Annotated in this window: 2 protein-coding genes; one reads left to right on the forward strand and one right to left on the reverse strand. The window is 71.0% G+C overall.

The annotated features are described in order from the left end of the window. Positions 1–640 (reverse strand): alanine racemase (locus tag A3728_RS11285; protein WP_201722312.1); only part of this gene is annotated, 640 nt, incomplete at its 3' end. A gap of 123 nt (positions 641–763) precedes the next feature. Here A3728_RS11285 and A3728_RS11290 point away from each other — a divergent pair. Beyond that, a partial coding sequence (locus tag A3728_RS11290) for an Lrp/AsnC family transcriptional regulator (protein ID WP_150120740.1) occupies positions 764–1033 on the forward strand: 270 nt, incomplete at its 3' end.

Raw genomic sequence — 1033 nt, forward strand, 5'->3', positions numbered from 1 at the left:
CGATGTTCAGCCGCCCGATACGCACCCCCGCCGCGCGGCAGATGCCCGCCGCCGCCTCAATGTACTGGACCCATGCATTGGCGTCCTCGCACTGGGTGCCGGGGTGAAAGCACAGGCCCGAGCGGAACCCCATGGCCGCCACGGCACGCAACAGCTCGGCGGCGGCGTCGGGCGAGGCGCCGAACTTGCTGCCGAAATCATAGGCCGCCCCCCGCACCGGCAGGCGAAAGCGCACCGCCACCTCTGCCGCGCGCGAGACATCGCGCAGCTTCGCCAGTTCCTCCGCATCGTCGACGGACCAGCTTTGCACGCCGAAGTCCCGCCCGGCGGCGATCTCCGCCTCCGACCGCACGGGGTTGTTGTAATGCAGCCGCGCCGCCGGACAGACCGCGCGCACCCGCGCCATTTCGGCGGGCGAGGCGACGTCGAAGGTTTCCACCCCCGCCGCCACGAGGTTCGACAGGACCTCGGCCCGGTCGTTGGCCTTGACCGCATAGGTCACGAGACCGGGGAACCCGGCGCGGAAGGCCGCGGCGGTGTCCTGCAGCACCGCGGGGGCGAAATGCAGCACCGGATGATCCGGGCGCGTTGCCGCCAAATGGGCCGCGGGGGAGGAATGAAGGGGGTCTGCTCTGCGCATGGGATGCCTCTTTGCTTGGTCGGGCGATTGTCTCTTTCGACCATTCTGGCCCGCGCGCAGGTCGAAATCGCTTGGCATAACGCCGATTTGCTGCGAACTTCACGGCATATCGACAGAGGTACCATGCAGATCGACGAAACGGACCGCCGCTTGCTTTCGGCCCTGCAGGCCAATGCGCGCCAGCCGGTGGCGGACCTCGCGCGGCTGCTCGGCCTTGCGCGCACCACCGTGCAGGCCCGGCTGGAGCGGCTGGAGCGCAGCGGGGTGATCCGGGGCTATACCCTGCGGCTGGGGGCGGAGGCGCGTCCGCCGCTCCATGCCACGGCGCTGGTCAGCATCGCCCCCCGCGCGGGCCCCGCCGTGCTGGCCCGGCTGCGCAGCCTGCCGGCGGTG

Origin of the sequence: Sulfitobacter sp. HI0040, assembly GCF_001634885.1 — a bacterium.
Classification (GTDB): domain Bacteria; phylum Pseudomonadota; class Alphaproteobacteria; order Rhodobacterales; family Rhodobacteraceae; genus Sulfitobacter.